Source organism: Jiulongibacter sediminis (assembly GCF_001306455.1).
GTDB classification, from domain to species: Bacteria; Bacteroidota; Bacteroidia; order Cytophagales; family Spirosomataceae; genus Jiulongibacter; species Jiulongibacter sediminis.
Window position 1 is genome coordinate 227603 of the sequence record NZ_LGTQ01000006.1, and the last position, 24261, is coordinate 251863.

33 protein-coding genes are annotated in these 24261 nt (G+C 42.1%); 12 read left to right on the forward strand and 21 right to left on the reverse strand.

The genetic code is table 11. The features are described from left to right. Positions 1–95: 95 nt before the first annotated feature. The 9 genes from AFM12_RS06800 to pdhA all read right to left on the reverse strand — a co-directional run bounded on the left by AFM12_RS06800 (position 96) and on the right by pdhA (position 7865). Complete coding sequence (locus AFM12_RS06800) at positions 96–971, reverse strand: sulfite exporter TauE/SafE family protein (RefSeq protein ID WP_055145719.1); 876 nt, start codon at positions 969–971, stop codon at positions 96–98. A gap of 262 nt (positions 972–1233) precedes the next feature. Continuing rightward, complete coding sequence (locus AFM12_RS06805) at positions 1234–1815, reverse strand: 5-formyltetrahydrofolate cyclo-ligase (protein WP_055145722.1); 582 nt, start codon at positions 1813–1815, stop codon at positions 1234–1236. Positions 1816–1883: 68 nt separating this feature from the next. After that, positions 1884–3152 (reverse strand): serine--tRNA ligase, encoded by a 1269-nt coding sequence (serS, locus tag AFM12_RS06810; RefSeq protein WP_055145725.1) that lies wholly within the window; start codon positions 3150–3152, stop codon positions 1884–1886. A 3-nt stretch (positions 3153–3155) separates the two neighbouring features. Next, positions 3156–3593 carry a DinB family protein gene (locus tag AFM12_RS06815; RefSeq protein WP_055145728.1) on the reverse strand — a complete coding sequence of 146 codons (438 nt, stop codon included), beginning with the start codon at positions 3591–3593 and terminating at the stop codon, positions 3156–3158. A 34-nt stretch (positions 3594–3627) separates the two neighbouring features. Beyond that, the gene (locus tag AFM12_RS06820) at positions 3628–4959 is read right to left on the reverse strand and encodes an aspartate kinase (RefSeq protein ID WP_055145731.1); all 1332 of its coding nucleotides are present in this window, start codon (positions 4957–4959) and stop codon (positions 3628–3630) included. A gap of 45 nt (positions 4960–5004) precedes the next feature. Further along, the gene (locus AFM12_RS06825) at positions 5005–5370 is read right to left on the reverse strand and encodes a four helix bundle protein (RefSeq protein WP_055145734.1); all 366 of its coding nucleotides are present in this window, start codon (positions 5368–5370) and stop codon (positions 5005–5007) included. 67 nt (positions 5371–5437) lie between these two features. Next, on the reverse strand, positions 5438–5923 hold the full coding sequence (ribH, locus tag AFM12_RS06830; protein ID WP_055145737.1) for a 6,7-dimethyl-8-ribityllumazine synthase: 486 nt from the start codon (positions 5921–5923) through the stop codon (positions 5438–5440). Between the two features lie 67 nt (positions 5924–5990). Continuing rightward, positions 5991–6686 carry a tetratricopeptide repeat protein gene (locus tag AFM12_RS06835; protein WP_055145740.1) on the reverse strand — a complete coding sequence of 232 codons (696 nt, stop codon included), beginning with the start codon at positions 6684–6686 and terminating at the stop codon, positions 5991–5993. A gap of 159 nt (positions 6687–6845) precedes the next feature. Then, complete coding sequence (pdhA, locus tag AFM12_RS06840) at positions 6846–7865, reverse strand: pyruvate dehydrogenase (acetyl-transferring) E1 component subunit alpha (RefSeq protein ID WP_055145743.1); 1020 nt, start codon at positions 7863–7865, stop codon at positions 6846–6848. Between the two features lie 160 nt (positions 7866–8025). Here pdhA and recF point away from each other — a divergent pair, with 160 nt between their 5' ends. Together recF and AFM12_RS06850 are read left to right on the forward strand one after the other, a co-directional pair. After that, complete coding sequence (gene recF / locus AFM12_RS06845) at positions 8026–9123, forward strand: DNA replication/repair protein RecF (RefSeq protein WP_310586855.1); 1098 nt, start codon at positions 8026–8028, stop codon at positions 9121–9123. A gap of 16 nt (positions 9124–9139) precedes the next feature. Beyond that, complete coding sequence (locus tag AFM12_RS06850) at positions 9140–9697, forward strand: YqgE/AlgH family protein (RefSeq protein ID WP_055145749.1); 558 nt, start codon at positions 9140–9142, stop codon at positions 9695–9697. Positions 9698–9755: 58 nt separating this feature from the next. Here the strand turns inward: AFM12_RS06850 and AFM12_RS06855 are convergent, their stop codons facing one another. Together AFM12_RS06855 and AFM12_RS06860 are read right to left on the reverse strand one after the other, a co-directional pair. Beyond that, a complete protein-coding gene (locus AFM12_RS06855) occupies positions 9756–10946 on the reverse strand; it encodes a molybdopterin molybdotransferase MoeA (protein WP_055145752.1) in 1191 nt (396 codons plus the stop codon). A 91-nt stretch (positions 10947–11037) separates the two neighbouring features. After that, the gene (locus tag AFM12_RS06860) at positions 11038–12138 is read right to left on the reverse strand and encodes an XdhC family protein (protein ID WP_055145755.1); all 1101 of its coding nucleotides are present in this window, start codon (positions 12136–12138) and stop codon (positions 11038–11040) included. Positions 12139–12305: 167 nt separating this feature from the next. On the opposite strand from AFM12_RS06860, the gene AFM12_RS06865 reads away from it, so the two are divergent. Genes AFM12_RS06865 through AFM12_RS06885 form a run of 5 tightly spaced genes read left to right on the forward strand, consistent with a single transcriptional unit; the run spans position 12306 to position 14886 of the window. Then, positions 12306–12665, forward strand: coding sequence for a winged helix-turn-helix domain-containing protein (locus AFM12_RS06865; protein ID WP_055145758.1), 360 nt, complete (start codon positions 12306–12308; stop codon positions 12663–12665). A gap of 49 nt (positions 12666–12714) precedes the next feature. Continuing rightward, a complete protein-coding gene (locus tag AFM12_RS06870) occupies positions 12715–13440 on the forward strand; it encodes a DUF2490 domain-containing protein (protein WP_055145761.1) in 726 nt (241 codons plus the stop codon). Continuing rightward, positions 13440–14201, forward strand: a complete 762-nt coding sequence (locus AFM12_RS06875) for a sulfite exporter TauE/SafE family protein (protein WP_055145764.1) — start codon at positions 13440–13442, stop codon at positions 14199–14201. The genes AFM12_RS06870 and AFM12_RS06875 overlap by 1 nt, the downstream gene beginning before the upstream one ends. A gap of 5 nt (positions 14202–14206) precedes the next feature. After that, the gene (locus tag AFM12_RS06880) at positions 14207–14449 is read left to right on the forward strand and encodes a MoaD/ThiS family protein (protein ID WP_055147779.1); all 243 of its coding nucleotides are present in this window, start codon (positions 14207–14209) and stop codon (positions 14447–14449) included. Between the two features lie 11 nt (positions 14450–14460). Continuing rightward, the gene (locus tag AFM12_RS06885) at positions 14461–14886 is read left to right on the forward strand and encodes a molybdenum cofactor biosynthesis protein MoaE (protein WP_055145767.1); all 426 of its coding nucleotides are present in this window, start codon (positions 14461–14463) and stop codon (positions 14884–14886) included. On the opposite strand, the gene AFM12_RS19465 is transcribed toward AFM12_RS06885, so the two are convergent. Continuing rightward, a complete protein-coding gene (locus tag AFM12_RS19465; protein ID WP_082391230.1) occupies positions 14876–15970 on the reverse strand; it encodes an NTP transferase domain-containing protein in 1095 nt (364 codons plus the stop codon). The two genes, AFM12_RS06885 and AFM12_RS19465, sit on opposite strands and share 11 nt — an antisense overlap. A gap of 58 nt (positions 15971–16028) precedes the next feature. On the opposite strand from AFM12_RS19465, the gene AFM12_RS06895 reads away from it, so the two are divergent. Next, positions 16029–16250, forward strand: a complete 222-nt coding sequence (locus AFM12_RS06895) for a hypothetical protein (protein WP_055145770.1) — start codon at positions 16029–16031, stop codon at positions 16248–16250. Next, positions 16247–16555, forward strand: a complete 309-nt coding sequence (locus tag AFM12_RS06900; RefSeq protein ID WP_055145773.1) for a type II toxin-antitoxin system RelE/ParE family toxin — start codon at positions 16247–16249, stop codon at positions 16553–16555. The genes AFM12_RS06895 and AFM12_RS06900 overlap by 4 nt, the downstream gene beginning before the upstream one ends. On the opposite strand, the gene AFM12_RS06905 is transcribed toward AFM12_RS06900, so the two are convergent. From AFM12_RS06905 to AFM12_RS06935, 7 genes are all read right to left on the reverse strand, one after another. After that, a complete protein-coding gene (locus AFM12_RS06905) occupies positions 16552–16839 on the reverse strand; it encodes a hypothetical protein (RefSeq protein ID WP_055145776.1) in 288 nt (95 codons plus the stop codon). The genes AFM12_RS06900 and AFM12_RS06905 overlap by 4 nt on opposite strands. A 91-nt stretch (positions 16840–16930) precedes the next feature. Beyond that, positions 16931–17416, reverse strand: coding sequence for a cyclic pyranopterin monophosphate synthase MoaC (gene moaC / locus AFM12_RS06910; RefSeq protein ID WP_055145779.1), 486 nt, complete (start codon positions 17414–17416; stop codon positions 16931–16933). A 12-nt stretch (positions 17417–17428) separates the two neighbouring features. Continuing rightward, a complete protein-coding gene (locus tag AFM12_RS06915) occupies positions 17429–18223 on the reverse strand; it encodes a tetratricopeptide repeat protein (RefSeq protein WP_055145782.1) in 795 nt (264 codons plus the stop codon). Next, a complete protein-coding gene (locus tag AFM12_RS06920; protein WP_055145785.1) occupies positions 18210–19043 on the reverse strand; it encodes a tetratricopeptide repeat protein in 834 nt (277 codons plus the stop codon). Before AFM12_RS06920 ends, AFM12_RS06915 begins: the two co-directional genes overlap by 14 nt. Positions 19044–19049: 6 nt before the next feature. Beyond that, on the reverse strand, positions 19050–19484 hold the full coding sequence (yidD, locus tag AFM12_RS06925) for a membrane protein insertion efficiency factor YidD (RefSeq protein ID WP_229308470.1): 435 nt from the start codon (positions 19482–19484) through the stop codon (positions 19050–19052). Continuing rightward, positions 19429–20157, reverse strand: coding sequence for a hypothetical protein (locus tag AFM12_RS06930; RefSeq protein WP_055145791.1), 729 nt, complete (start codon positions 20155–20157; stop codon positions 19429–19431). Before AFM12_RS06930 ends, yidD begins: the two co-directional genes overlap by 56 nt. A 70-nt stretch (positions 20158–20227) precedes the next feature. Beyond that, a complete protein-coding gene (locus AFM12_RS06935; RefSeq protein WP_131458244.1) occupies positions 20228–20677 on the reverse strand; it encodes a hypothetical protein in 450 nt (149 codons plus the stop codon). 193 nt (positions 20678–20870) lie between these two features. Here AFM12_RS06935 and AFM12_RS06940 point away from each other — a divergent pair, with 193 nt between their 5' ends. From AFM12_RS06940 to AFM12_RS06950, 3 genes are read left to right on the forward strand one after another with little or no spacing between them, the layout of a single operon-like run. Then, positions 20871–21521, forward strand: a complete 651-nt coding sequence (locus tag AFM12_RS06940) for a nitroreductase family protein (RefSeq protein WP_055145797.1) — start codon at positions 20871–20873, stop codon at positions 21519–21521. A gap of 44 nt (positions 21522–21565) precedes the next feature. Next, entirely contained in the window at positions 21566–22636 is a 1071-nt protein-coding gene (prfA, locus tag AFM12_RS06945; RefSeq protein WP_055145800.1) for a peptide chain release factor 1, read from the forward strand. 18 nt (positions 22637–22654) lie between these two features. Next, complete coding sequence (locus tag AFM12_RS06950; RefSeq protein ID WP_055145803.1) at positions 22655–23239, forward strand: non-canonical purine NTP diphosphatase; 585 nt, start codon at positions 22655–22657, stop codon at positions 23237–23239. A gap of 3 nt (positions 23240–23242) precedes the next feature. Here AFM12_RS06950 and AFM12_RS06955 read toward each other — a convergent pair whose 3' ends face one another. Further along, positions 23243–23710: a DUF4293 domain-containing protein gene (locus tag AFM12_RS06955; RefSeq protein WP_055145806.1), complete on the reverse strand. Its 468-nt coding sequence runs from the start codon at positions 23708–23710 to the stop codon at positions 23243–23245. 28 nt (positions 23711–23738) lie between these two features. Further along, entirely contained in the window at positions 23739–24236 is a 498-nt protein-coding gene (locus AFM12_RS06960) for a cupin domain-containing protein (protein WP_055145809.1), read from the reverse strand. Positions 24237–24261 lie beyond the last annotated feature (25 nt).

Sequence of the window (24261 nt, forward strand, 5' to 3'; positions counted from 1 at the left end):
GAAATACGTTCAAGTGGTTCATTCCTCAAAACTATTCAAAAAGGAAAGAAAAGTGAACGATTTCCATCAAAAGCTCTAAACCTCTATCATCCTATTTAACCGAAAATTATTGTTCTTAAACTCAAAAGAATCAGAAGAACGCCCACAACGAGTGTCATGGGTTTTCTTGGGATTTTATGGACAACAGAGGCTGCAACAGGAGCTGCTATAATTCCTCCGATAACCAAACCAATGATGATTTGCCAGTGATTTATTCCTTCAAAAAGGATGAAGGTTATTCCGCTGGCAAAGGCTACACCGAACTCAGTTGTATTTACCGATCCGATCGTGTAACGTGGATCCCGACCTTTTCCCATGAGAGAGGAGGTTACAATAGGTCCCCAGCCCCCGCCTCCGACTGCATCCATAAAGCCACCAAAAAGAGCAAGAGGTTGCAATCTTTTGACTTTCTTCTTTTTGATATTGCTTTTTAACCCTTTCCTGATAATCAGGAGGGCCAAAATAATCATATAACACGCTATGAAGGGCTTAATGGCCTTTCCATCAATTATATCCGTTAAAACGTATGCACCCACTACCGACCCCATTACCCCCGGTATCAGCAAATTCATAACCAGCTTTTTATTTACGTTTTTGTACTTAAAATGTGACAAAGCCGAGGCCCCGGTTGAAAACATTTCTGCCACATGAACTGCCATACTGCTTGCTACCGGCGGCACACCAAAGGCCAGTAAAAAACTGGTGGATGTAGCACCGTAGCCCATACCCATGGTGCCATCTACAAGCTGAGCAAAGATACCAATGGCAAGAAAAATTAGCAGATCGCTATTCAGACCCTTTCTGAAATTAGTCCAGGTTAATTGTTCAAGGTTACTGATGAGTAGAAACGTAATCAAACCCGTTAAAATCAAGGCCGGAATCACATACCACAGTTTTTCTGTACTTCCTTTTGGCTGTTTCCTTTTATTCATTTCATAAAATTTTACAATTAAGAGTCTGTCCCAACAAACACTTCCGAAAGGAAAACCAGGAGAAAACGTTTTATCTGAATTCCCGAATGGATAATATTTACTCGATTGAGTATTTAATGGGTTTAATACTTTACAAAAGTAACACAAACCCTACTTGTCCTACCTTTTTTATAGAGTATTTAATTTTATCACCTCTTTCAATGGGTAAGGCTTTCAAAAAGAGATGTATAGTTAGATTAGGACACTTGAAAGTATCCATTATTTAAAAGCCCCAAATCCTTCCTGCCGTGAACACATAATCCAGTGGAACGTCAGTCTCTTCGGCATCTGGGATGTGTTCTTCGGGTTCAAAAAAGCTGAGGCCAACTATGAGGGTGTTTTCAGTTTTCAGGCTTAAAAAGCGATCATAATATCCTTTTCCATAACCTATTCGGTTACCCGATTTATCATAGGCCAGTAAGGGAGCAATCACCAGAATATCATCTTCAGTCTTAAAAAATGCTTCAGAAGAGACTCCTTCATTGACTGGTTCGGGAACATTCCATCTATTGAGTTCTAAGGGAGTATCTTTCTCGTACAGATGGTGGGTAAGAATGCCATCCGGTTCAATTTTCGGAACATAAACACTCACCGGGAAGTCAGCGTGGAGGGTATCTAAAATATAACTCGTATCGACCTCATTCCGCTCCTTCACAGGCAGATAGCAATGCACCCGATCATACCGATGCATCATCAGTCGGCTGAAAAGCAACTCTTTGATGGCCTTGCTTTTGACGGCCACTTCGTCGTCTGTGAGTAGCAGACGTTTCTCCAGATAGGCTTTTCTTAGGGCTGATTTGTTCATTTTTATTAAAATACTCGTGGCACGACTATACTCGTCCGTGAGGAGTCGTGCCACGAGTAAGGCAGAAGTTATATTTTATCAAACCCGCAATATGGCTGCAGCACTTTCGGAATATTGATTCCCTCCGGCGTCTGGTTGTTTTCTAAAATAGAAGCCAGAATACGTGGCAATGCCAAAGCAGAACCATTCAGGGTATGCAGTAATTGGGTTTTGCCATCCACTTTATGGCGAAGTTTGAGTCGGTTAGCCTGATAGTCTTCAAAATTTGATACCGAACTTACCTCCAGCCAGCGTTCCTGGGCCGCTGAATACACTTCAAAATCATAGGTAATGGCCGCTGTAAAACTCATATCGCCGCCACAAAGTCTGAGAATTCTGTAAGGTAATTCTAGTTTTTCCAACAGACCTTTGACGTGGTCAATCATCTCCTCTAAAGCCTGATAAGAATCCTCCGGTTTTCTGATCTGAACAATCTCCACTTTATCAAACTGATGAAGGCGATTTAGGCCTCTCACATGAGCTCCCCAGCTACCGGCCTCCCGTCTGAAACATGGTGTATACCCTACATTTTTGATAGGCAGGTTTGCTTCGTCAATGATTTCATTCCGGTAAATATTAGTGATCGGAACTTCCGCGGTGGGGATCAGATACAGTTTGTCTGCCGTGGCTTCATACATCTGACCTTCTTTATCAGGCAACTGGCCAGTACCGTAGCCTGATTCCTCATTGATCATAATGGGCGGCTGCACTTCAAAATACCCGGCAGCAATGGCCTCATCCAGAAAAAAGTTAATCAAGGCACGCTGAATACGGGCTCCTTTTCCCTTATAAAACGGGAAACCAGCACCAGTCACTTTGTTGCCGAGCTCAAAATCCACAATATCATAATCGCTGATAAGCTCCCAATGAGGCTTAGCTCCTTCATGTAATTTAGGGATTTCGCCTTGAGTCAATACCGTTTCATTATCATCCGCTGATCTACCCACCGGCACACTTTCATGCGGCAGGTTTGGTAGCGTATATAAGTGCTCTGTTAGCTCAATACTCACCTCACGCAATACTTCTTCAAGCTCTTTTGACTTGCTCTTCAGCTCGCCTGTTTGAGCTTTGGCCTGCTCGGCTTCCTCTTTCTTGCCTTCTTTCATCAGCATTCCTATTTGTTTGGAAATGCTGTTCGACTGAGCAAGCGTATCGTCAAGTTCTTTTTGGGTATCTCTTCTTTTCTGATCCAGTTCCAGAGCCTTTGATACGGCTTCTTCAGCATTCGGAAGGTTCTTTTTTTGAAGCCCCGCAATGGTTAACTCCTGATTTTCTTTGATGAAATTGACTTGTAACATGCTCTAGTTTGTAATTAGTCGTCTATGGTAATTGATCTGGCCCAGGTGATAATTCAAATGGCCAAGCAAATGATAAATGAAAAATTGGGTGCTCATTTCGCTCCCGAATACCTGAAGAGGATAGGTCTTTGAAAAATCATCTTCCGATAAATTGGAAAGCATGGATTTGACAATTGCTATGGTTTCCTCAATGTCTTCGACTAGTTTTTGAGTCGTAAAACGACCTGTAAATTCTTCTTCCCGGTTTCTGACATAGCCAGAGTTGCCGAGAACAGCCCCAATGAAATGACGTAGGTTTCCGCAAAGGTGCATACTCAGATTACCACCCGAATTTGAAATGCCTTTGACTGTTTTGAACAGCAAATCCTCGGAATCATACTGAAGAATTTCCTCCTTCAGTTTTTTCAAATCTTTCTCAAAAACTGCCGCCAGTTCCGTCATTACTTAAAATTAATTTAATTCGTTTTTATTAGTCTTAGTTGAACTCAAAAAGTCCTTCGTTTAGAGCCTCCAGAGCCTCATTTTTATGAGCAGAATCTACCAAAAGAGAGATGTTATGCTCTGATGCCCCGTAAGAAATCATGCGAATCGGAATGCCTTTCACGGCTTCCAGAATACGAATAGCAATCCCGGGTTTATCAGCAAGGAAGTTTCCAACGATACAAATGATGCTTTGATTCCGGTCATGCTCCTCCATGTCAGCAAACTGGCTCAGCTCTTCGGTGATTTTATCCAGATTTTCGGGGTTATCAATCGTCACCGCCACTGATACCTCCGAAGTGGTAATCATATCCACCGGTGTTTTGAATTTCTCAAAAACGTCAAAAACCTTTCTCAAAAAGCCATAGGCATTGAGCATTCTGGTGGAATGCACATAAATGGCCGTGATATTGTCTTTGGCAGCAATAGCCTTGATTTCTGCACCTCCACTGATAGAGGATTTGATGACCGTACCTGGTGCATCAGGAGCCATTGTGTTTTTCAATCGAACCGGAACTCCTCTCATTTTCGCCGGGGTAATTGTACTTGGGTGAAGTATTTTTGCTCCGAAATAAGCCAACTCGGCAGCTTCTTCAAAAAGCAGCTCACGAACAGGGAAAGTCCGTTTTACAATCCGGGGATCGTTATTGTGCATGCCGTCAATATCGGTCCAAATCTGAATTTCTTCAGCTGTAATGGCTCCACCAATCAAAGAAGCGGTATAATCAGAACCTCCGCGTTTCAGGTTATCAACCTCACCGCGTGGATTACGACAAATAAAGCCTTGAGTAACCAGAATCTGCTTGTCGGTTTGAGTAGCCAAAAGAGCTGAAAGCTTTTCCTCAATTTTGGCTAATTCGGGCTCATTATCAGCATCAATACTCATGAATTCAAGAGCCGGAAGCAATACCACGCTTTCTCCTTGTTCCTTCATATAAGCGGTAAAAATCTGGGTGCTAAGCAATTCACCTTCAGCCACCATCTGCTTATCATGCTTTTGGGTGTAGATTTTGAGGTCGGCCAACGAGCGAATAAAGCCGAACTCTTTTTCAACGATCGCTTTACCATCTGTAAGACCGTTTTCAGTGCTAAACAGCTCCGTCAAAAACTGATCATAGTGAGCTTTCAACTCATCAATCTGTTTGTTGGCTTCAGCTTTTTCTCCCTTCATCAGAGACTCTCCGATAGCCAGCAAGGCATTTGTACTCCCTGAAAGAGCCGAAAGCACAACTATTTTGCGGGTTTCATTGGCCGTAACCAAATCCCGAATTGATTTCATACGTTCGGGTTTTCCGACGGACGTTCCCCCAAATTTCCAAACTTGCATTTCCTTATTCTATTTATGATGTTTTGATTTCTAATTTCGGATGTTTTACCTGTTTTTATTGCTTGAAACTACCGTTTTGATAGAGGCAACTATAATAGATAATAGTTCGTCACCTTCTTTCAATAGTGGTTTCGTATCCTCAATAAACTTTTCCGAACTTATGGCATTTATGTATTCAAGCCAAAAGAGGCTTTCATCTAACTCTTCTTCTACAATTCTCAATTTATTTAAAAAATCTGGCCTTGATTTTCCACGGCAAACCGCCCGATAATTTGCAGCAGAAGAACTAGAACTTTTGCTAAGCTGATAGTTAACAACTCTGTATTCTTGTGCATCAGGCAACTTTCGTAAAAAGAACACTGTCTGAACCGACCAATCAAAAAACCTCTTTTTTAACTCTACTTGTGTCATTGTGTAAACTATTAAGATTGAAGATGCCTATTCACGCACTCCTATTTTATCATTCCGAAATCCCAAATCAAAAATCCGAAATCGATAACATTTTTAAAGCCGTTATCCCAGCTTCATCACCTTTATTACCGTGTTTTCCTCCTGCTCTGTCCAAAGCTTGCTGATAGGTGTTTGGTGTCAATACACCGAAAACAACCGGCTTATTATATTTCAGACTGACATCAGTCAATCCTTGTGCCACGGCATTATTGATATAATCATTATGCTTAGTTTCGCCCTGAATAACGCAGCCAATTGCGATCACTGCATCGATATCATCACGCTGAGCAAAAACCTGAGAACCATAGCTCAGCTCGTAGCTGCCGGGTACTGTGGCAGAAATGATATTTTCCTCTTTGACACCGTTTTTAAGAAGAGTTTCAATGGCTCCATCACGAAGGGCGAAAGTAACCTCCTCGTTCCATTCGGCGGTTACCACGGCTATCCGCTTGCTACTCATATCTTTGAGTCCATTGGTTTTATAAACGGAAAGATTTTTATGTGCTGTACTCATGAATTGAATTGATATAAAAAAAGGGATAAACCGGCTGGCCTACCCCTTTGAAATATTTTTGCTTGGGTTAATTACCAGCTTCTGCTTCCAGTTTTGCCTTATACTTCGTAGCGGCAAGGTACTCTGTGGATGTTGAATAGTTATCTACTACTTCACCATAAGCCTCAATAGCACCCTGTTTATCACCAGCCACTTCATAAGCAGTAGCTAATTTCATTAAATAAGCCGGTGTCATTTGTTTGTTTGACTTGTAATCAACGGCTTTCTGATACTGAGAAATAGCACTTTGAGCATCGCCCTTTTCTAAATAAGCGTCTCCTAACAGAGCATAAGCTCTTCCCTGAATAACAATATCATCAGCACTGAAGTCACTAAGGTATTCAATCGCCTCATCAAATTTACCCTGCTTCATGTATGCTACACCTACATAAAACTTCGCCAGGTTTCCAGCAGGAGAACTTCCGTAGCTATCAGCTACTTCAAGCAAACCGGCATTTCCACCAGTGCCGTTTAAAGCAAGCTCTAATGAATCAGACTCAAAGTAGTAAACAGAGTCATACATGCTCACCTGAGCTTCCTGATTCTGTTGTTTGATAAAATACTTATAACCAAGAACGCCCGCAACTGCGGCAATAACCACCCCGGCTATGATGTATAGTATATTTTTATTCTGGTTGAAAAATGACTCCGCTTTACCAAGCTCCTGCTGAAGTACTTCAGCACTTTCAATAATTTCAATACCAGATTTTTCTTTCTTCGCCATTTTTTTGGTTCAGCTTAAATTTTTGAGGTGCAAATTTAGGAAATTGATTTTAATTCATTCTAATCCGATCATAAAATTACAAGCCTCTTAATTTCAATGCTTTCTACAAAAGCAAAAAAGAGGCTCGAAAGCCTCTTTTCTGTCAATATTTTATATCGATTACTCCATCACAAATGGATAATCCTCTTGAACATAGATATCTTTGAAAGCTTCGGAAGCATCAGGGAAAGGAGACTCTTCAGCAAACTTCACTGCTTCTGCCACCTGGTCCTTGATTTTTGCATCGATTTCGCTTAACTCGTCTTCTGTTGCAATTTTATCTTTCAAAATTCTCGCCTTCACCAGTTCAATCGGGTCACGCATTTTCCACTCAGCTACCTCCTCTTTAGTTCGATACTTCTGAGGATCAGACATTGAGTGACCTCTGAAACGATACGTTTTGAACTCCAGATAAGTAGGACCATCGCCTTTTCTGGCTCTGTCTGCCGCTCTGCTTACTGCTTCGTGAACAGCCTCCACATCCATCGCATCTACCGGCTCAGATGGAATGTCATAAGACTCCCCAAGCTCATAAAGCTCTCGAATGTTTGAAGTACGGGCTACAGAAGTACCCATGGCATAACCATTATTTTCAACGACAAAAATAACCGGCAGTTTCCATGTCATGGCAAGGTTAAACGCCTCATGAAATGCTCCCTGACGAACGGCTCCATCACCCATGTAACAGATACACACTTTCCCTGTCTCCTGATATTTCTCAGCAAAGGCGATACCTGCACCCAATGGAATCTGAGCACCCACAATTCCGTGGCCGCCAATAAAACCAACCTCTTTATCAAAAATGTGCATAGAGCCACCCTTTCCTTTGGTGGTTCCTGTTACTTTACCGAAAAGCTCAGCCATAACAGCTCCGGGGCTGGTGCCCAACGCCAATGGTTGGCCATGATCACGATAAGACGTAATGTATTTATCTCCTTTCTCCAGAGCAGAAACTGCTCCGGAAGAACAAGCCTCCTGACCAATATACAGGTGACAAAAACCTCTGATTTTCTGCTGACCATAAAGCTGGCCGGCCTTCTCTTCAAATTTACGCTGAAGCATCATTGACTCATACCAGTACATGTATTGCTCCTTGTTGTATTTTGTTTTCGCTGCTGCTTTTTTCTTTGCTGCTGCCATAAGTGATTGCTGTTTGTACGCAGAAAATGAATTCTGCCTTTTGGTTCAGGGGGGCAAAGATAGGGCTTAAACGTTTATTGAGGAAAAAACTGTGAGAATAAGATTGAAGCAGACAAAAGACCTGAGACTTAAGACCAGAGACTGATAGAAATTTGCAACTTTGCACAGCACAGAAACACTTATGCACCTTCGGTCAATCAGACTTTTCAATTTCAGAAACCATTCAGACTCCTCCTTTGAGTTTTCTGAGAGGGTAAATTGTATTGTTGGTGAAAACGGATCAGGTAAAACCAACCTTCTTGATGCGGTTTATTTTCTGTCTTTGACCAAAAGCTCGATTCAAAAGCAAGATGCCCTGAGTATCTCCTATGATGAAGAGTTAATGGTGATCAGTGGTGATTTTCTGGAGAAAAATCAACCTGAGAATATAACGGTCAGCCTGCAAAGGGGTCAAAAGAAAAACGTGCTGGCTGACAAAAAAGCATACGACAGGCTCTCTGACCATATTGGTAAATACCCAGTAGTCTTGATCGCTCCTGACGACACAGACATGATTCGGGATGCCAGCGATACCCGAAGGAAGCTTTTTGATGGTATTATTTCTCAATTTGACCCTGACTACCTCTTACATTACCAGCACTACAACCGCCTGCTTGATCAGCGAAACAGCCTGCTGAAACAGTTTTATGAAAGGGAGTATTTTGATCAAAAAATGCTGGATAGCTATTCAGAACCTTTGGTAAGGCTGGCCATGGAAATTGCCGGCAAAAGAAAAGATTTTATGATGGGTTTTATGCCTTTGGTTCAAAGTCATTACGAAACGATTAGCGGAGGAAAAGAAACCGCCCAAATCATTTATGACACCGAGGTCAATCAAAACTTTCAGGAAGTTTTCAGAAAAAATCAGAAACGGGATATAGCAGCCAACCGAACCACTAAAGGTGTGCATAAAGACGACTATATTTTTGAGCTGGACGGCCAGCCAATCAAAAAGTTTGGTTCGCAGGGTCAGCGAAAATCCTTTGTTTTGGCTGTGAAACTGGCTCAATTTGATTTACTGGAAAAACACAAAAGCAAAAAACCGCTGCTTCTGCTGGATGATATTTTCGATAAACTCGATGACCAACGAATTGCCAAACTCATTGAAAAAATAGATGATGAAACCTTTGGACAAGTTTTCATCACCGATGCCCGGCCCGAACGTACCAAAAGAATTTTGGAAAAGGTAAAGGCCAATGTGAGTTATTTTGAGCTGTAATTCGTTACCTTAACATATGCCAAATACACAGGAACCAGCCAAAGGAAAATTACTAATTGCCGAACCTTATTTAGGAGATCCTAATTTTGAACGTTCTGTCATTTTACTGTGCGAGCATAATGAGCAGGGGTCGTTTGGTTTGGTACTCAATCAGCTCTCAAACCTCACTTTACAAGATGCTATGAGTGATGTTTACGGCACAATGCCACTTTATGTGGGTGGGCCTGTAGAGTATAATACGTTACACTTTCTTCATCGCTTAGGCGAGCAAATACCGGATACTGTTAACTTGGGAAACGGCATTTTCTGGTCAGGGGATTTTGAAACTCTCAAAACCTTGATCAATCTCAAAAAAGTTGATGAAAACGATGTTCGCTTTTTTCTTGGTTATAGCGGCTGGGGCGAAGACCAACTAGACAATGAAATGAAACGCAATAGCTGGATTGTACGCGGCTGTGACCACGAACTCATTTTTGATACCGATACCGATACATTCTGGAGAAAAGTTTTACGCGATATGGGTGGGAATTATAAGGTGATGAGTAATTATCCGAGGGATCCGCGGTTGAATTAAAAAATTTAGACCTCGAAGGTCTTGAAGACCTTCGAGGTCTGCCTGATAACAGGAGGTATTAATACTTCCACACCCGAAAAACCTCCCCTTCATCATATTGGCTGCCCTCCCTCAACTCCATCTCCAGAAAGGCATCCGCGTCAGAAAGATTGGCCAAGTCACCACTGCCATGGCCTTCATTGGGAAGGGCTTTGAGAACACCTTTATCATTGGCTAACTGTACCTGCATAAAGTAGCTCAGCTTAGGAACAAAAGTTACTTCAACGCCAAGTTGGGCGTGTTCTGTTTTGGGTTGTAAACCAAAGCAGGCTTCCAGCCACGGTTTAACATACCTTACAGCACACATAAAAGCCGAAACAGGATTACCAGGTAGAGCAAAAACCACCTTCTCTCCTTTTTTGCCAAACCACATCGGCTTACCGGGTCTTTGCTGGATTTTATAAAAAACCTTCTCTACTCCTACTTTCTCCATGGCGGTTGGCATATAATCTTTCTTGCCGGCAGAAACGCCTCCTGAAAGGATCAGGGCATCATAATTATTTAAGAGCTCATCGAGTTTTGAGACAGTTTCTGCAAGATCATCGGCAATGTGAAATTGGTCGGTGGTTTCGCATGAATTGGAAATATGTTCCGAAATGGCATATACATTGGACTTTCGAATTTGATGCGGCTCTGGAGTTTCATGGACCTCCACCAATTCATCTCCACTCGTAATCACTGCAACTTTTGGTCTCTTTTTTACCAAGACTTCTGACTTACCAACGGTAGCCAAAACCGCTAGATCCGGACTTTTCAGCTGGTGTCCTTTTTTGAGGATTACATCTCCTTTTTTTCTATCAATCCCCTGGTAATGAATATTCTTTTTTACTTCTAAACCATCAGGTAAAATCAGTTTTCCATCCAAAACAGTTGTATCCTCAACCCGGATAACAGAATCTGCTCCTTCTGGAAGTGGAGTACCAGTCATAACCTCCACAGCCGTTTCCTTTTGATTCAACCTTACGGCAGCTTCACCAGCATACTGTGTTCCGAGAATATTGAAGGTGCGACAACCAGACACATAATCTTCGGCCCTGAAAGCAAAGCCATCCATGGTCACCCGGTTAAAAGGAGGGAAATCACGATCAGCACATATATCCTCAGCCAAAACTCTACCTACAGAACCCCAAAAAGGCACAGGCTCAACGCCAAAATCGCGTGTTTCATTGAGAATAAGTTCCGTTGCTTGTTTGACAGAAATGAAATCCATTAGAATGTGTTTGGGGCGTTTAAAGATAGGTTTTTTGAAAGTACGGCCGGGTCGTCAAAGCCTTTGTGTCTCAGCACCTTTTCGGTAAAAACTACTTAAAAGTCATCGGTTCATCCCGCTCATGAATAGGCTGTGCTTTGTCCCTAAGGTGGGCAATTTGCTTTAGAGCAAAAACACCCTTCACTTCCGCTAAAAGCGATAAGGCAATTTCATCAGGCGTATTGGCTCCAATCTCAAGACCTACGGGTGCATAGATATTCTGCATCAAGTCTGCCGGAATGGCATCACCTTCTTCCGCCAACTCAGCCCAGATACGTTCAGAACGCACCCTGGGCCCCAACATGCCGATGTATTTCGGCTTTTTCTTACTGAGCTTTCGCAGGTTTTCCTTGTCGGTATGCAGGGAGTGAGACATCAGAACCACCGCAGTGTAATCATCAAATTCAATGCTATCAAAAACCTCGGGAGTCATAAGGTTGACGCCCTCCATCGGGCTCACTTTATTTTCGGGAGCTACCACGGTAATGTCCCAACCAAGCTCTATCGTTTGCCTTAGCAAAGGATAAAGATCATATTGATGCCCTAGCAAAATCAAATGGTACGCCGGAGGCAGAACCTCAACAAAAAGGCTCAATTCATCACTAAGATGAATATTTTTTGACTTGTCCAAACTCCTAACGGCTTGAGCCAGCTCATCAATATTAACACCTTCTTCCTTTAAAATCTGTAGACTTTCAGAACCTGTAAACTCCAGCAGCTCCCCCAGCAAATCACTGTTTTCTGAGCGAGTTACTTTTACCAGTTTGCTGATTTTCCGCGGACCTCCTGTGATTCGTTTTAATAACTCAATCTGATTATCGGCTCGACTTCTGTCAACAGGCGTAAACAAAACGTCAATCACCCCGTTACAGCCCAACCCAACACCTATCTGATGATCATCGTCAATGGTCGTGTCATACGTAATAGCTGACGCTTTCCCTTTCAAAATGGCCATTCGGGAGCGTTTCAGGGCATCTCCTTCCAGACAACCTCCACTTATACCCCCAACCCAGTTTCCGTTCTCCGAAACCAACATTCGGGCTCCCATCCTACGGTAAGAAGAGCCTTCTACACGAACAACAGTAGCCAAAGCCAGCTTCTCCTCCGGCGGAGTCTGATCAAACTGACGAATAATATTTTTGATTTCTTTCAAGAGATTTTATTGAAATTATACTCCAAATTTAGGAGTTAAGAGAAAAGCGGGATTTGATAAACCCTAAATTTTCATTCACTATTACTAAGTTTAACATCTACGAATCAAGAATTTCAACTCACCTCTTCGTATTATGGAGAACATAATCAAAAGTCCGTATTAAGCATATGCCAAACAAACTTAAGGAAGTCCTTAAACCTAACCTAAAACCCGAAGCCTGGCTTACCATTCGTATAGGAACCTCGGAGGGGCGTTTCCTTGGGCCGGGTAGGGTGGAGTTGCTGGAGAGAATAGCTGAAACGGGCTCCATCAATAAGGCCGCCCAAAGCATGAAAATGTCTTACAAAAAAGCCTGGGAGATGATTCATGACATGAATGAACAATGCAAAGAACCGCTGGTCATCAGCAAATCAGGTGGCGAAGATGGTGGAGGAACGCAGGTCACCGAACAAGGCCTTCTTTTAATCAAAGAATACAAAAAGCTTGTGGAAGAAATACAGTCTTTTGCCGAATCAAAACTCCGTTGAAGACTGTTTTTTTAGAATTCGTTATATATTTGAAAACATAACGCCTGTCTTGAGTAAGAAATCAATTATATATTCATTTGCCCTTCTGGTTCTTGGAGCACTATCGGCCAGGGGCCAAAAAGAAATCATCTCCGAAAATCAGGATTTGTTGTGGACGCGATACCATCTGACCACACATTTTTCTGACCGTTGGAAATGGGTCAATGAAGCAGATAATCGAGTGTTCTTAAGTTCCTTTCACCGGGCTCAGTTTATCACTCACTCCCATGTTCATCGCACTTTGGGCAAAAATACAGAAGTGGCCCTAGGCTTTACATATTCAAATGTTAACCCTCCCGAACCCTTTGAGACAAACCCTAAAAGTACGTCTGAATATCGCCCGTTTCAGGAGTTTTATTTTAAACAGGCAATGAATGATAATCGCGTGAAAATTCAACATCGATTTCGGACTGAAGAGCGATTTTTCAATCCTGCGAATGGTGTGACAAATTTTAACTGGCGATTCAGATACCAACTAGCTCTGAGCTACTCGATTAATAGGGTAATTGAAGCTAAAGCCAACGAGGAGATCTTTATCAACGCAGGAAAAAATATAATTTATAACACCTTTGATGCTAGCAGGTTTTATGGAGCATTGGCCTTTAAAATTGGAAAACCCCTGACTTTTGAAGCGGGTTATTTGAGGTCTGTACAGCAATTGTCTACCGGAAATCAATTCCTCAAAAGAGATAATATTCGACTTACCCTTTTCCATCAAATCGGTCCGAACTCCTAATGAATTTGATCATTCAAAACATTGAACTTATCCTCCTCTTTTTCGGGATAGCTCTTTTATACTCCTCTGTGGGTTTCGGTGGCGGAAGCAGCTATCTGGCCATTTTAACCTTATTCGGTATTGAGTTTCGTACCCTGCGGGCAATCTCTTTGCTTTGCAATATCACCGTAGTTTCTAATGGTTCTTTTCAATTTTACAGACAGGGTTTTTTGAAGTTCAAAAAAGTAGTTCCCCTGGTTCTTTTCAGTATCCCAATGGCTTACTTTGGAGGGAGAATCCCTATTCAGGAGGAAATATTTTTTATCATTCTGGGCTTTGCACTTTTATTAGCCGCTCTATTGATGTGGATTCAAAAAAGCCTGCAAATGTCTTCGGTGAGCATGAACACTGAAACCTGGTGGTTCAATGGCTTGATAGGTGGTAGCATTGGATTTTTATCGGGCTTGGTGGGAATTGGCGGTGGTATTTTTCTTTCTCCGGTTCTATATCTCCTGAAGTGGGATGAAGCCAAGGTGATTTCGGCTACGGCCAGTTTTTTTATATTAGTCAATAGCATTTCCGGTTTGGCTGGTCAGGCAAGCTCGCCGGAGTTCCAAATCGATTTACTTTTGGCTCTCACACTCATGGCATCTGTAGCCTTGGGAGGCCTAATCGGAACTTACGTGGGCACAAAACGCTTTAAAGCAGTGACTGTTCGGCGAGCTACCGCTATCTTAGTGGCCTATGTGGGAGTCCGGATTTTGATAAAATATATTGGATAATGGCTATGAAAATAAAAGTCTTGTGTTTTGGAATAACCCGTGACATTCTCGGTGGATTTGAAAAAGAAATTGAACTCCCTGAGGGAGCCAGTGTAGCCTTTTTAAAACAAAGACTAACAGATGAATATCCACAATTTCAAAAGCTGAATTCGCTCAGAATCGCCGTCAACGAAGAATACGGAAATGAGGAGTTGGTGATTACAGAACAAGATGAAATCGTTTTGATTCCACCCGTGAGTGGTGGGTAAACAATTTTAGAATGGTTGAAAATATTGAAATAATACTGTCTAATGAGCCTTTAAGCCTCTCCGTATGCCAATCCTTTGTAGAAGACCCGGCGGCCGGCGGTATTGTTCATTTTGTGGGTGCGGTTCGCAATCACACCAAAGGAAAGACTGTAATACGGCTTGATTTTGAGGCCTATGAGCCTATGGCCATTTCAGAAATGCAGAAAATAGCCGAACAAGCAATTCAAAAATTCGGCGTTATGAAAATAGCCATTCACCACAGAGTAGGAACACTTGAAATAGGGGAATTACCCGTAATTATCGCTGTTTCTTCAGCTCATAGAAAGGCGGCTTTTGAAGCTTGTCAATATTGTATTGACACCTTGAAGGAAACCGTACCTATATGGAAAAAAGAGATATTTGAGGACGGTGAGGTATGGGTGAGTGCTACACCTTAAGCTCAAACTCTTCTCTCTCCTCCGGCGTATTTACATTTTTCAAAATAGCTGGATTTTCAGGCTGAACCTCCTCAATATCACTGTTAATCAAAACCTTCCGGGGGCAACTGTAACCCAAAGTCAGAAACTCCATTAATCGCATGTATGCCTTGGGTTCCCAAAGTGTTATCAAGGGGTCAGGAAAATTCGTTTCAAGATTATGGAAAGCAGTGGCTATCTTATGAAGGTTTCGCTTTGAAATAAGCTCCTCAAAAACAGAGGTATTCACCAGAGGTAAATCACAAGCCACCACAAGCCAGGCTGCATTCGGGTCAGACTGGAAGGCTGAGGCGATTGCTCCGAAAGGACCCAAACCCTCAAATTTATCAGTAATACAATTATATCCTGGATATTGATCTGGTCTGCAAGAAACTAAGGCCTCAATTTTTACTTTTTCAAACTCTTTCAGCAAGTAATCAACCTGAGGTAAGCCATGATAATCAATCTGGCCCTTATCCTCTCCCATTCGGGTACTTTTGCCACCAGCCAATACTAACCCTTTGATTACCGGAGTTTCAATACATCTCTTAACTAAGCTTACGATTTCTTCTTTCTGGTCAATTCTTAAAACCGGCTTGTCTTTTTGTAAGTCTTTCAGCCACTCAAAGGGAGCCCCCATACCATCGCAAAGAATGAAACCTTTGACATTCGTCAGTTGATCAAGCCGTTTTTTCAGTGATGCTTCTTTCTTTGGATGAATTAAAACCAATTGTTTATTGGCCTGAAAATGATTTCCATTGACCAGAACGAGCTCCTGATCATTGAGCAGAATTTTCTTGTCAAAATCGTTCAGATCTTGTTTGTCAAAGCGGAAATACTTGATTTTGTCGGTCAATTCATTGCTCCTCAACCCTGCCTCTTCCGAATCTCCGAACGAGTGATCGGCATCTATGTATGTGCTGTTTGGTATGTTTAAGCCTTCGATGATTGCCGCTGCTAACTCCTGAATCTCTCCACATGGAGCACCTACAAGCGATAATTCATTTCTCCCGAAGTTTCCGATTTCTGGTTTAGACAGTTTGGTGTGTTTTTGATGCTTTTTCATAGCTCACAATACTTTGACCGAATTTACGTATTTTTGATCAAGGCAAATTCAATAGAATATGAATCCTCAGATTTTGGTAGACGACAAAGGTAACGAAACAGGCGTTTTTATCCCGATGGCCGAATGGAACCGGATAAAGGAGCAATACCCGGAAATATCGGGGGAGGAATTGAATGATCGACAGAAAATGATACTTGATCAAAGATTATCTGATCTGGAAAACCACTCTGAAAAGTTTAGACCAATTGAGGGATTATTTGAAAGCATTTCCCGCAAATGAGCTATACTGTCTTTTATCATGAGGACGTCCAGAATGATATTCAGGACGCGGTTGACTGGTACGATTCCATCGATAAGAAACTTACAGACAGCCTATTAGAAGAAATTTATAATGCAATTAAAAGAATTTCTGAAAATCCACAATTTTATGAGACAAAGTACCGGAATGTAATAAGAGTGAGATTGCTGGAACGGTTTGATTATGGGCTTCATTTTGTTCTTAGGGAAAATGCCAAAGAGGTTTTCGTCCTGGCATTTCTACATGGAAAGCAAAGCAGAAAGAGAGTTGTTAAAAGATTTATTTAAGACTTTTTCAAATCCTTCACTTCATCCCAAAGCTCCCAGCCCGAAAGCCCTGCAATGAGCGGACCCATGACAAAGCCCCTGGAATTGTAGAGACTTCCAGCTTCAAAGTCCAAATGAAGAAAAGAATAGATGGCCTGCCAGATACCGCAACTATTGTAGTTAGGGTCATTAGGGTCGCAGATTGCCGGAGAATTGATAAAGGTTTCCAGAGGAAAAATAAGGATTGCCAAAGGCACTAATATCAAAACAGCTAGCTTGAGGTATTTCCAATATTTAAAAAGCATGAGGCAAAGTTCATGAGAATTAGAGTAAAGACCTGTAATAATTGCTACAGTACTACTTTTACCCTGGGCTTTATAGTGGCTTTGCGGTGACCTATGCTTCCAAAGAGAAATCCCGCTTCCCGCCACTCTTGGCAATCAGCCGGGTCTCTTTGATAATGATATTATGCGAAAAGGCCTTACACATATCATAGATGGTCAGGGCCGCTACTGAGGCTCCCGTCAAAGCCTCCATTTCTATTCCGGTTTTACCGGTTAAAGAAGCCGTGCAAATGATTTCCACTTCGTTTTGAGCGTTGAGAGAGATTTCTACCTGACAATTTTCCAGCCCTAATGGATGGCAAAGAGGAATTAATTCGCCGGTCTTTTTGGCCGCCATCACTCCGGCAATAATAGCCGTCTGAAAAACAGGCCCTTTTTTGGTATGAATTTCTTCACCCTGAAGTTTCTCCATAATTTCACCATCCAAAACCACAATACTTCTGGCTTTAGCGATGCGTTTGGTCACCGGCTTTTCCCCTACATCTACCATAGATGGGTTTCCGGCTTTATCTAAATGGGTAAATTCCTGAGAGCTCATGCGTCAAAGATATTAATTTTCAACCTCATCAAGCAGCTCATTGAAAACCTTAAAACGTCTTTCTTTTATTTTTGCCTCGGCTATTGCCTCGGCCTTATTATAACCTCCACTGTAATACCGCTGAAACCAGGGTAATACCGAGATAGATGCGTCAAGAATTGAAGTTTTAACTGCCGATGCAGCACCTAGATAGAGAAGTCCCCCGGTTAGCAATAACGAGTTAAGCCCATTCTTGACATCACCGGCATAAAACTGGCCGAGCCCTGGGAGAATAATACTTAAGATTTTGGCCTTTTTAGGGCTTAATTTGTTGATTTTATCGTTTTCTCTGAACAACTCGTGCACTGCTAAGGTATCGGGAGCTATGTCTTTAAAAAGCTCTTCTGCCATCTCAAAATCTTCAGTGGCAAAGGCTAACATGGCTTCATAAAACACCTTTTGTTCAGTCTGATTTTCTTTTAGACTATCAGGTAAATTAAAGAGCTCTACCTGAGCTAGGTTATACTCCCTCAAAAGCAAATGACAGGAGATTTTTTGAAGAGTGATATCCGCCTGTTCGGTACCGGAATGTGTGAAATAGGCGAGGTCATAATAATAAGAAGCTTCCGCAAATTCACCGGTTTCATACAGGCAATCAGCCATTTTTTTATACGACTGTGGCCCATAAATATCATCAGAATCAAAAAACAGAACTCGTTTATAGGTCTCTACAGCATTTTGATACTGCTGGTTTTCATACAGCGAATTGGCAAAAAGAAAACTCTCTTCAATCCCCTGCGAAAAAGCCGAAAGACTAGTAATAAGCATTAAAAAGATCACTCGCTTCATGCTGCAGAATGTTTATTCTTTTTCTGTTTTTGACTTTGGCTGATTTCACCGACCCATAAATATTTCCCAAATAAAACCCGGTGCCAATGGCCGTATAAATCCAGGGGCGATAGTTATTAGCTCCAAACTGATTAAACTTACGATAGGCCTGAAAGGCCATTCCGCCGGTAAAAATCAGCGAGACTAATCCGTCTTTCCAGTTTCCGGTATAAGCTTTACCAAGGCCCGGAATGGCCGTTGACATAAAACCAGCCAGAAACGGACTTTTTCGCTTTCCATTCAAGCCTCTGTCTATGATTGATCGGTATCCTTCCGCTAAATAATTAGTGCTATCATTGACCAAGCTGACGTATTCCAAAGCCTTTTGAAAATCAGAATTAAATATCTCAGCGGTCGTATTCAATAAAGCTTTATCAGGCGAAGGTAGAGTTTTGTTGGTTTCCCAATAGTGCTGAGCTCTAGGCCAATCACGACCTGTCAAAAGAAGTTTTGAATACTCAATAGAATGTGGTCTCGGAATAAGGTTGAGATCCTCAAAAATTTCATTGCTACGACGTATGCCATCTTCCCAATTTCCTGAAAGCCGATACGATTTCATCAAGTTCAGTTTTGCGTTTGAATCCGATGGATTGAGAAAATTCAGCCTTTCAAACTCTTTTACCGCAAAATTATACTGCCCAGACTCCAATAAATACTCTCCAAATTTTCTGGTATTCGTCTCATTATAAAGGTTTTCCTGTGCTATTACTTTGAGGCTTAAACTCAAAATGCCCAGAAAAATCAACAATCCTTTCTTCATGTAATCTTATTTGTAAGAAGCCACCACCGGTACCAAAGGCTCGCGGGTAGGGTCATCTTTGAGAAGCATTAGTTTTTTGTCAAACTCATAATTTTGGGGCGAGAGCCCGTTGCATCGTGTCAGCCGGTCCATCGTCATGAGCCCACCCTTAATCATCCCGTGTGATTTTATGGCTAAAATGCCATATTCTGAACATGAGGGAGTGAATGTACAAACCGTCAAATCCTGCGAAGAAAAGAAGGTTTTGTAGAAGAGAAACAACCCGGAAAAAGCCGTCTGGAGCTCGTTCTGATTATTCTGAGCCTGCCAGTACGTCTTTTTTATGTTTCCGTCTTCCAGCATGTTTCGGTACAGGTTAGTACGCTTTCCGGAAGACTGAGCCATGCTATTTCCGCATAGCAGCAGACTTAGTAATAGGAATACGATACCTGTATATTTCATCTTCATCTTGCTGGTCTATAACAATGTTTTTGTAAGTAGTTTGTTGTAAATTTTTCTCTCCATCTGCTCCGTAACTGATCATGGTGACCTCCGTAGGAAACTCAACACCCTTGACATTGACATACTTTTTAAAAAACTGGCGGCTTACCATTCGCCCATCTTTATCATAGAAAATCATGGCATCAAGCCTACGGTTTTTCTTCAGCATTTTAATGTCCCCAAAGAGCTCTCTGAGCTTAGCGTCTGTGGGCGTCCAAGTCGTCAATACGCCGTCTGCAGTTTTCTCAACACTCTCAATTTTATAGATAGACGGTTCATCCTTTTTTGCCGTAAGGCCATAATCAGAAAGCTTCCCGGTAAGAGCCAGATGAAAAACTGTAAATTCAGGCATGAGTACGGTTTGACTTCTGCTTTTGAGTAGACCCGCCTTGTCAATGGTGTACAATGTTGTATCCTGAATAATCAGGTTCTCTTTCTCGGGGAAATTTAGTGTGTAAACGATTTTCTTGTAGATTTTATCATAATACACTTTGCCCATGGTCAGTCGGTATTTGCCATCAGCAAGTTTGTCTTTGACGGAAACGTCTGCCCGAAAACGATAAAATTGTTGAGCAACAGCCGGGGAGGCTGTTACCGAAAGAAAGAGTAAAATTATTAAGCTTAACTTTTTCATGAATATGGAAAAACAAAGCCCAAACTATAAAAATAGCCTGGGCTTTTCAAGAATGTCCTTTTGAGAATCCTTAGAAACCGATACCGGTTCCCCAGATAGCACCGTAAAGAACAACGTAGAAAATTATGTAAGCACCAGCTGTTACTAAACAACCGATTAACGCTTTTTTCGTTTGTTCCTTATCCTGATCTGTAAGAACATATACTAAAATTACACCAAGAAGTGTAAGTACACATCCCCACCAGAAAGCCGGAATACCTAATGGAAGATCAGCGGCAGCTAAAGCACCAGCTGTATCAGCACTTAGTTCAATACCTGAAACAAGGTCAGAGTTTTCAGCCTGAAGTTCTTCAAGCGTTACATCGCTCTCCTGAACATACTTTTCAATTTTGTTAAGCTGATCAAATTCAGCAGCGATTTCCTCTTCATTCAGTGTAAACGCCTCAGGCTGTGGTTCTGTGGCCATTGCAAAGGTCATTGTCAGACAAAGAACAGAAAGGATTGATAAAAGTTTTCTCATGGTCGATAATGATAAAAGGTTAATAATGATCAAACAATAATAGACTAATAAATTGATAATTCAAATAACGATGAGCCAAACCTTCTGAAGGTTTTGATTCGTACAAATCAAATGAAATAGCTGTAATTTACAGGATGTCAATCCTCAAAAAAGACAGAGAATTTTATTTTACGGGAGAACATTCTGTTGAATCATGAAAAAGTACCATCATTCCTTTCAAAACCTAGGTCAAATCGCCTCAAAAGCAACTTCTCTCCTTGAAACGAGCCAGAAAAGAAGGTCTGTCAGAGATTTTTCAACCGAACCTGTTGACCAGCAAATTATTGAAAATCTCATTCTTACTGCTGCCACCGCACCCAGTGGAGCCAATATGCAGCCCTGGACTTTCTGTGCAGTTTCTGACCCTGTAATCAAACAAAAAATCAGAGAAGCAGCAGAGAAAGAAGAAAAGGAAGGCTATCAAAACCGAATGAATGAAGAATGGCTGAAAGATCTTGAGCCTTTTGAGACCAACTGGCAAAAGCCTTTTCTGGAAGACGCTCCCTGGCTGATCATTGTATTCAAACAATCATATGGCCAAAAATCTGACGGTGGCAAAAAGCAACACTATTATGTCAATGAAAGCGTTGGCATCGCCTGTGGTTTATTGATCAACGCCATTCATCAATGCGGATTGGTTACGCTAACCCATACACCAAGCCCTATGAATTTTTTGAGTCAGGTTTTAAACCGACCCTCCAACGAAAAGCCCTTCCTTCTTTTGCCTGTTGGTTACCCGGCAGAAAATGCAATGGTTCCTGAGATTCCAAAAAAGACAAAAGACGAGCTGATCGTTTGGTACTGAAAAAGGGTGTAAATTTGCACTCTATTTCAACTGCGGGAATTTATATGCTGGAGCAATTAGAAGCCATTAAAGAGCGATTTAACGAGGTGTCTCAACAAATAGGGATGCCTGAGGTGGTCTCTGATATGGCCAAGTTTAAGAAGATCAGTAAAGAATATAAGGATCTGGAGAAGATCGTAAATGAATACAAAAAATACAGAGAAGTCTTAGATAACCTGGCAGGAGCCAAGGAAATTCTCAATACTGAGAAAGACGAAGAGCTGCGTGAAATGGCCAAAGAGGAAATTGACGAGCTGGAGCCTCAAAAGGAAGAAATGGAAGAGACATTGAAAGAAATGTTGATTCCAAAAGACCCGAATGACGAGAAAAATGCCATTCTGGAAATTCGTGCCGGAGCCGGTGGCGACGAAGCCTCAATCTTCGCAGGCGACTTGTTCAGAATGTATCAGCGTTTTGTGGAAACTCAGCCGGGATGGAGCATGAGTATCATGGATATCAATGAAGGCTCTTCTGGTGGTTATAAAGAAATAATTGCTGAGGTAACCGGCGAAGAGGTTTATGGTAAACTAAAGTTTGAATCCGGAGTACACCGGGTTCAGCGTGTGCCGGCCACTGAGTCTCAGGGGAGAGTTCATACCTCCGCTGCTTCCGTGGCGGTTTTGCCGGAGGCAGATGAAGTAGACTTTCAACTCAACATGGGCGATATCAAAAAGGATACGTTCAGAGCATCTGGTGCGGGTGGACAGCACGTAAACAAAACAGAATCTGCCATTCGACTTACGCATATTCCTACCGGAACTGTAGTGGAATGTCAGGACGGCCGCTCTCAGCATCAAAATTATGACAAAGCCTTAACCGTTTTACGATCAAGACTTTATGAAGCCGAATTGAAGAAACACGAGGATGCCATCAGCTCTGAGCGTAAATCACTGGTAGGTAGTGGCGACCGTTCTGACAAAATCAGGACTTATAACTATCCACAAAGTCGGGTTACAGACCACCGGATCGGGCTTACAGTATATAATCTACCGACCGTAATGGATGGCGAAATCAACGAGTTTATTGAGAAGCTCCGCATAGCTGAAAATGCTGAAAGAATGAATGAGGGGGCTTAGAATCGAAGAATATTAAAAATGAAAACCATCTGTCTCGCCACCAATAACCTTCATAAGGTTGAAGAGCTTCAGCAAATGCTCGGTGGACTCTTTGAGATCAAAACACTTAAAGACATTGGTTGTACCGAAGACATCGCTGAAACGGCCGATAACTTTTCAGGCAACTCGCTCATTAAAGCTGAATATGTTTACAAGACTTACGGCATAGATTGCATCGCTGATGACTCCGGCCTTGAAGTAGATGCTCTTAACGGTGAACCCGGGGTTTATTCTGCCCGCTATGCTGGAGAGCATGGAAACCATGAAAAAAACATGGACAAGCTTTTAGAAAACCTGCGTGGAATTGAAAACAGATCTGCCCGGTTTAAAACCGTGGTTACCCTCATTTTAGACGGCAAAAAACAATCCTTTGAGGGCACTGTGGAAGGGCAAATTATTGACCGTAAAAAGGGCGATGGCGGCTTTGGTTATGATCCTGTTTTCAGGCCCGATGGCTATGACAGAACCTTCGCCGAAATGAGTATGGAAGAAAAAAACCCCATCAGTCACCGCGGCAGGGCCATCGAGAAACTGAAGGGGTATTTGTTAGAAAATGCTGAATAAGACTTACCTCATCCTATCCGCATCTTTCACCATTTTCTCATCTTTTTTGATGAAACGGTTCGCCAGCCAATTGAGAGCTAAAGCCGCAAAACCAGCATAAAGGCCAATTTCAAATTTGCCTTCACCCGCACCGTGAAGTGTCATTGCATCATATTTGACATGATAAACACTAACTGCAACCGCAGCTCCAATCAAGAGTGAGTTTAGAGCCACAAAAAGCATTTGACGAACTCTGTTTTTGTATTGAAAAATGGTGAAAACACCGATAGCTATGGCTAAAGCCGCCAGCACCGCCACGTAAAATATTTCTTTCTTAAAAGCCGCCAGACCGCCTTTGGTTTGAACCACCTGATAAGGATTTACCAAAATCTCATTGCTCTCTGTACCGCCCGACCAGGTGTTTGTACTCAAAAACACCCCAAGAGCAATAACCGACAAAAGAAGAAGTAAACTTTGAATTCGTTGAAGCATCAGAATTGTTGTTTTTTCTGCAAATGTATTAATCTCTTGTGAGCTGCTCAATAATTCCGTGATGATCGGGGAATTCTTTGAGTAAATCTTTCCGCTTTGCCATTTCAAAATCCTGAAAATCAAAACCCGGAGAGACTGTACAACCTACCAAAGCATAGGCTCCACCCTGAACGGGTCTGGAGCCGAACCACACCCCGGCGGGCACAACGGCCTGAAATACTTCTCCTTTATCGGGGTTATTACCAAGCAAAATTCGCTGAAGCGAGCCATTCGTTTCAAAATAAAAGACCTCCAGCGGGTCACCCGCATAGAAATGCCACATTTCATCAGACTTGATCCGGTGAAAGGCCGAGAAGTTTTCATGCTCCATGAGAAAGTAAATCCCCGTTGCAAAACTCCGTCTCCCGTTCATGCCCAGATGCGTGGTTTCGGCAGACATTTCAGATCGGTAGGTCTCTGCATAAAATCCTCCTTCAGGGTGCGGCTGTAAGTTTAATTTCTCAATCCAATATGCTGCCTTCTTCATTTCATTCGTTTTTCTACAAAATAAA

Coding starts and splice junctions, on each gene's coding strand:
- prfA (WP_055145800.1), top strand. CDS start 21,566: ATGCTGGAGCAATTAGAAGCCATTAAAGAGCGATTTAACGAGGTGTCT.
- AFM12_RS06880 (WP_055147779.1), top strand. CDS start 14,207: ATGAAAATAAAAGTCTTGTGTTTTGGAATAACCCGTGACATTCTCGGT.
- moaC (WP_055145779.1), bottom strand. CDS start 17,416: ATGAGCTCTCAGGAATTTACCCATTTAGATAAAGCCGGAAACCCATCT.
- AFM12_RS06885 (WP_055145767.1), top strand. CDS start 14,461: ATGGTTGAAAATATTGAAATAATACTGTCTAATGAGCCTTTAAGCCTC.
- pdhA (WP_055145743.1), bottom strand. CDS start 7,865: ATGGCAGCAGCAAAGAAAAAAGCAGCAGCGAAAACAAAATACAACAAG.
- AFM12_RS06905 (WP_055145776.1), bottom strand. CDS start 16,839: ATGCTTTTTAAATATTGGAAATACCTCAAGCTAGCTGTTTTGATATTA.
- AFM12_RS06855 (WP_055145752.1), bottom strand. CDS start 10,946: ATGGATTTCATTTCTGTCAAACAAGCAACGGAACTTATTCTCAATGAA.
- AFM12_RS06825 (WP_055145734.1), bottom strand. CDS start 5,370: ATGACACAAGTAGAGTTAAAAAAGAGGTTTTTTGATTGGTCGGTTCAG.
- ribH (WP_055145737.1), bottom strand. CDS start 5,923: ATGAGTACAGCACATAAAAATCTTTCCGTTTATAAAACCAATGGACTC.
- AFM12_RS06800 (WP_055145719.1), bottom strand. CDS start 971: ATGAATAAAAGGAAACAGCCAAAAGGAAGTACAGAAAAACTGTGGTAT.
- yidD (WP_229308470.1), bottom strand. CDS start 19,484: ATGAAATATACAGGTATCGTATTCCTATTACTAAGTCTGCTGCTATGC.
- AFM12_RS19465 (WP_082391230.1), bottom strand. CDS start 15,970: ATGAAAAAGCATCAAAAACACACCAAACTGTCTAAACCAGAAATCGGA.
- AFM12_RS06820 (WP_055145731.1), bottom strand. CDS start 4,959: ATGCAAGTTTGGAAATTTGGGGGAACGTCCGTCGGAAAACCCGAACGT.
- AFM12_RS06875 (WP_055145764.1), top strand. CDS start 13,440: ATGAATTTGATCATTCAAAACATTGAACTTATCCTCCTCTTTTTCGGG.
- AFM12_RS06940 (WP_055145797.1), top strand. CDS start 20,871: ATGAAAAAGTACCATCATTCCTTTCAAAACCTAGGTCAAATCGCCTCA.
- AFM12_RS06930 (WP_055145791.1), bottom strand. CDS start 20,157: ATGAAAAAGTTAAGCTTAATAATTTTACTCTTTCTTTCGGTAACAGCC.
- AFM12_RS06865 (WP_055145758.1), top strand. CDS start 12,306: ATGCCAAACAAACTTAAGGAAGTCCTTAAACCTAACCTAAAACCCGAA.
- AFM12_RS06920 (WP_055145785.1), bottom strand. CDS start 19,043: ATGAAGAAAGGATTGTTGATTTTTCTGGGCATTTTGAGTTTAAGCCTC.
- AFM12_RS06915 (WP_055145782.1), bottom strand. CDS start 18,223: ATGCTTATTACTAGTCTTTCGGCTTTTTCGCAGGGGATTGAAGAGAGT.
- AFM12_RS06850 (WP_055145749.1), top strand. CDS start 9,140: ATGCCAAATACACAGGAACCAGCCAAAGGAAAATTACTAATTGCCGAA.
- serS (WP_055145725.1), bottom strand. CDS start 3,152: ATGTTACAAGTCAATTTCATCAAAGAAAATCAGGAGTTAACCATTGCG.
- AFM12_RS06900 (WP_055145773.1), top strand. CDS start 16,247: ATGAGCTATACTGTCTTTTATCATGAGGACGTCCAGAATGATATTCAG.
- AFM12_RS06935 (WP_131458244.1), bottom strand. CDS start 20,677: ATGAGAAAACTTTTATCAATCCTTTCTGTTCTTTGTCTGACAATGACC.
- AFM12_RS06895 (WP_055145770.1), top strand. CDS start 16,029: ATGAATCCTCAGATTTTGGTAGACGACAAAGGTAACGAAACAGGCGTT.
- AFM12_RS06805 (WP_055145722.1), bottom strand. CDS start 1,815: ATGAACAAATCAGCCCTAAGAAAAGCCTATCTGGAGAAACGTCTGCTA.
- AFM12_RS06950 (WP_055145803.1), top strand. CDS start 22,655: ATGAAAACCATCTGTCTCGCCACCAATAACCTTCATAAGGTTGAAGAG.
- AFM12_RS06960 (WP_055145809.1), bottom strand. CDS start 24,236: ATGAAGAAGGCAGCATATTGGATTGAGAAATTAAACTTACAGCCGCAC.
- AFM12_RS06955 (WP_055145806.1), bottom strand. CDS start 23,710: ATGCTTCAACGAATTCAAAGTTTACTTCTTCTTTTGTCGGTTATTGCT.
- AFM12_RS06835 (WP_055145740.1), bottom strand. CDS start 6,686: ATGGCGAAGAAAGAAAAATCTGGTATTGAAATTATTGAAAGTGCTGAA.
- AFM12_RS06815 (WP_055145728.1), bottom strand. CDS start 3,593: ATGACGGAACTGGCGGCAGTTTTTGAGAAAGATTTGAAAAAACTGAAG.